The 4,401-nt window shown below is 64.1% G+C and carries 4 protein-coding genes; 2 read left to right on the forward strand and 2 right to left on the reverse strand.

Annotated elements, in window-relative coordinates; translation table 11 throughout:
* Window positions 1–101: 101 nt before the first annotated feature.
* Together pssA and ilvC are read right to left on the reverse strand one after the other, a co-directional pair.
* The gene (gene pssA / locus Q673_RS23170) at window positions 102–965 is read right to left on the reverse strand and encodes a CDP-diacylglycerol--serine O-phosphatidyltransferase (protein ID WP_023005038.1); all 864 of its coding nucleotides are present in this window, start codon (window positions 963–965) and stop codon (window positions 102–104) included.
* 147 nt (window positions 966–1,112) lie between these two features.
* On the reverse strand, window positions 1,113–2,405 hold the full coding sequence (ilvC, locus tag Q673_RS23175; RefSeq protein ID WP_327050008.1) for a ketol-acid reductoisomerase: 1,293 nt from the start codon (window positions 2,403–2,405) through the stop codon (window positions 1,113–1,115).
* Between ilvC and ilvY the strand changes: the two genes are divergently transcribed.
* Both ilvY and Q673_RS0118100 read left to right on the forward strand, forming a co-directional pair.
* Window positions 2,299–3,186, forward strand: a complete 888-nt coding sequence (gene ilvY, locus Q673_RS23180) for an HTH-type transcriptional activator IlvY (RefSeq protein ID WP_023005040.1) — start codon at window positions 2,299–2,301, stop codon at window positions 3,184–3,186. The two genes, ilvC and ilvY, sit on opposite strands and share 107 nt — an antisense overlap.
* 136 nt (window positions 3,187–3,322) lie before the next feature.
* A complete protein-coding gene (locus Q673_RS0118100) occupies window positions 3,323–4,360 on the forward strand; it encodes an IS630 family transposase (protein WP_031217673.1) in 1,038 nt (345 codons plus the stop codon).
* The last annotated feature ends 41 nt before the right edge of the window (window positions 4,361–4,401 follow it).

Raw genomic sequence — 4,401 nt, forward strand, 5'->3', positions numbered from 1 at the left:
CCGAAGGGTGAAGATGGCGTGTCGACACCCGCCCCGCGAGGCACCGTGCAGAGACGACGACGCCCGCACGGGGCGGGCGTCGTCGACCAGCAGGGGAATGCTCAAGGCTCGGGCTGGTGCCGGAGCTTGCGCATCGTCGCCAGCACCGGTCCGGAGGCCACATAGGTACCGAACAGCAGCAGCAGCATTACCGAGGGCTCCAGGCTGATCACCACGAAGCCCAGCACGATGGCCAGCAGCACCACGAAGGGCACGGGCCCCTTGAGGTCGATATCCTTGAAGCTGTAGTAGCGGATATTGCTGACCATCAGCACCCCGGCGGCGCCCACGATCACCAGCATCAGCAGCTTGAAGCCGAAGGCCTCGGCATCGAAGCTGTGGAAGGTCCAGACGCTGGCCGCCACCAGGGCCGCCGCGGAGGGGCTGGGCAGGCCGATGAACCACTTCTTGTCGACGCTGCCGATCTGCACGTTGAAGCGCGCCAGGCGCAGGGCGGCGCAGGCCACATAGAGGAAGGCCACCACCCAGCCGGTCTTGCCGATGTCCTGGAGGATCCAGGTGAAGGCCACCAGCGCCGGGGCCACCCCGAAGGAGAGCATGTCGGAGAGGCTGTCATACTCGGCGCCGAAGGCGCTCTGGGTATTGGTCAGCCGTGCCACGCGGCCGTCGAGGCCGTCGAGCACCATGGCGATGAAGATCGCCACCGAGGCGGCGGTGAAGTCGCCGTTGATGCCGGCCACCACCGCGAAGAAGCCGGCGAACAGTGCCGAGGTGGTGAAGAGGTTGGGCAGCAGGTAGATGCCCTTGCGCCTGACGGTGCGGCCATCCTCCTCCGCCTCCTCGATCACCTCGGTCTCGCGCAGGAAGGCCGCCGCCAGGTCCTCCTCCGGCGGCGCCTCCACCGGTGACGGGTCCTCGCCCTGGTGCGACGCAGCCTGCTCGTTGTTGCGGGGATGCTGACTCATCGTCTCGTCCGTTGCCTGGAAATCATGGGGCCATTCTTGCACGGTCCCCCATGGCCGCAAAGCCGGCCACGCCACGCGACACCCCCAGAAACGACCAGGGGCGCGGTCGCCCGCGCCCCTGGTCCACCCGTCGAGTCGGCGACCCGATCAGTTCTTGCTCTTGTCCACCAGCTGATTAGCGGCGATCCACGGCATCATGCCGCGCAGCTTGGCACCCACCTGCTCGATCTCATGCTCGGCGTTGAGGCGGCGACGCGCGGTCATGGAGGGGTAGTTGCTGTTGCCCTCGTTGATGAACATCTTGGCGTACTCGCCGGTCTGGATGCGCTTCAGGGCGTTGCGCATGGCCTCACGGGACTGCTCGTTGATCACCTCGGTGCCGGTCACGTACTCGCCATACTCCGCGTTGTTGGAGATGGAGTAGTTCATGTTGGCGATGCCGCCTTCGTACATCAGGTCGACGATCAGCTTGAGCTCGTGCAGGCACTCGAAGTAGGCCATCTCCGGGGCGTAGCCGGCCTCAGTAAGGGTCTCGAAACCGGCCTTGACCAGCTCCACGGCGCCACCGCACAGCACGGCCTGCTCGCCGAAGAGGTCGGTCTCGGTCTCGTCCTTGAAGGTGGTCTCGATGATGCCGCTGCGACCGCCGCCGATGGCCGCCGCGTAGGAGAGGGAGAGCTCCTTGGCGTTGCCGGTGGCGTCCTGGTGGATGGCGATCAGGTCGGGGATGCCGCCGCCGCGGACGAACTCGGAGCGCACGGTATGGCCCGGGGCCTTGGGCGCGATCATCACCACGTCCAGGTCCTTGCGCGGCTCGATCTGGTTGTAGTGAATGTTGAAGCCGTGGGCGAAGGCCAGGGTCGCGCCCTCCTTGAGGTTCGGCTCGACCTGGTTCTCGTAGATCGCCTTCTGGTTCTCGTCCGGAGCCAGGATCATCACCACGTCGGCGCTCTTGCACGCCTCCTCGACGGACGCGACCTTGAGGCCGGCGGCCTCGGCCTTGGCGGCGGAGGAGGAACCCTGGCGCAGGGCGACGGTGACGTCGACGCCGGACTCCTTGAGGTTGTTGGCGTGGGCGTGGCCCTGGGAACCGTAGCCCACGATGGTGACCTTCTTGCCCTGGATGAGGGAGAGGTCGCAGTCCTTGTCGTAGTAAACGCGCATGTCGTGCTCCTGTAACGTTGGGATGAGGTGTCGTGTCAGCGTCGATGGCCACCCGCCCCGTCTGCCGCGGGGCTGGGTTCGTGGTTGGCCTTCACCATACGCCGGCGCACCCATTGCGTAAAACGCGATATTTGCAACACCACATGCCGCTTTGTGAAATAATCCCGGCATGGATACCCGCCCCCTCACCCAGTTCCTCGCCCTGGCCGATACCCTGCACTTCGGCCGCGCCAGCGAGGCGTGCCACGTCAGCCCCTCCACCCTATCCCGCACCATCCGCCAGTTGGAGGAGAGCCTGGGGGTCACGCTGTTCGAGCGCGACAACCGCCATGTCGCCCTCACCCGCCAGGGGGAGACCTTCCAGCGCTTCGCCCGGGAGACCCTGGAGCGCTGGGAGGAGCTGCGTCTGTCGCTGATGAGCGAGGCGCGCCGCCTGACCGGCGAGATCAGCGTCTACTGCTCGGTCACCGCCAGCTACAGTTTCCTCTACGAGCTGCTCAGCGAATTCCGCAGTCGCCACCCCGGCATCGAGCTCAAGCTGCACACCGGCGACCCCGCGGAGGCGATGAATCGCGTGCTGGGCGGCGACGAGGACATGGCGATCACCCCGCGGCCGCGCCAGACCCCGGAGGCGCTGGCCTTCAAGTCGCTGACCCGGGCGCCGCTGGTGTTCATCGCCCCGCGGGAGACGCCGGACTGGATCCCGCCCACCCCGGAGTCGCCCCGCGCCGAGCAGTGGCGCGAGGTGCCGATGATCCTCTCCGAGGCGGGGCTGTCGCGCAGCTACGCCGACACCTGGTTCCGGGCGCTGGGAGTGGCGCCGCGGATCTACGCCCAGGTGGCCGGCCACGAGGCGATCGTCAGCATGGTGGGGCTGGGCTTCGGTATCGGTGTGGTGCCGAAGATCGTGCTGGACAACAGCCCGCTGCGCGAGCGAGTGCGCATCCTGCCGGTGAAGCCGGAGCTGCCCCACTATGACGTAGGCCTCTGTGTGCTGGAGCGGCGCCTGAAGAGCCCCTTGATCCGCGCCCTCTGGGACGAGGTGGTGGAGCGCTGAGCGAGCCAGGATCGAGTAGGAGGGGGAGTCGCCTCCCCCGTCCTCTCACACCACCGGGCATACGGTTCCGTACCACGGCGGTTCACGAAGAACGACTATTAACCCGGCATCTAAATAGCTATGCTATAATGCCGGCATGAACAGAGAAGATGCTCGTACACTCCACCCCGCCGCTCAGGAAGAAAAGCGAAAACTTGCAGTTCGCCTTTCCAAGCGTGGGATGAAGAACAAAGAGATCGCCAAGGAGGTTGGCGTTCACCCTCTCACCGTCGGCCGGTGGCTTGCGAAATACCGTGAAGGCGGTCTAAAGGCCTTGCTCGCCCAGGTTCGTGGGCGAAGAGAGGGCTCTGGCCGCCAGCTTACTCCTGATGAAGAAAGTCGGCTCCAGGCCATGTTGGTCGACAAGACACCTGACCAGCTGAAGCTGCAGTATGCCCTGTGGACGCGCAAGGCCGTCCAGGAGTTGATCAAGCTGGAAACGGGGAAGTGGGTGCCCATTCGCACCATTGGCGAATATCTGAAACGCTGGGGGTTCACTGTTCAGAAACCCAAGAAGCAGGCCTATGAGCAGCGACCAGCCGAAGTGAAGCGTTGGCTGGGGGAAGACTACCCAACCATTCATGCCCGAGCCAAAGCCGAAGATGCCGAGATTTACTGGGGCGATGAGACCGGGTTGCGTAGCGATAGCCAGCATGTGCGTGGCTACTCACCCCAAGGCGTCACACCCGTCCTCCGGCTCAATGCGAGAAGAGCGACTATCAATCTCATTTCCGCTGTCACCAACCAGGGCAAGGTACGGTTCCGGTTTTTTGACGGCACCATGAATGCGAAAATTCTGATCGACTTCATGAAGCGCTTGATTCGTGATGCCAAGCGGAAGGTCTTCCTGATCTTGGACAACCTCAAGGTCCATCACGCCAAGATCGTCAAGGCCTGGCTGGCGGAGCATCGCGATGAGATTGAGGTGTTCTACCTTCCACCCTACTCGCCGGAGTTGAACCCAGATGAGTATCTGAACTGCGACCTCAAAGCCGGCGTACATAGCGGTACTCCGGCGCGCAGCAGAGACCAGCTGAAGAGGAAGGCGATGTCTCACCTGCGGAAGCTTCAGAAGCTCCCGATGCGAGTCGCGAAATACTTCAAAGCCCCGTCAATCCAATACGCCGCATCATAGCTATTTTATTGCCGGGTTAATAAGCCCTCTTGACCGTATCG

This window comes from Halomonas sp. PBN3 (genome assembly GCF_000475415.1).
Lineage (GTDB): Bacteria > Pseudomonadota > Gammaproteobacteria > Pseudomonadales > Halomonadaceae > Halomonas > Halomonas shengliensis.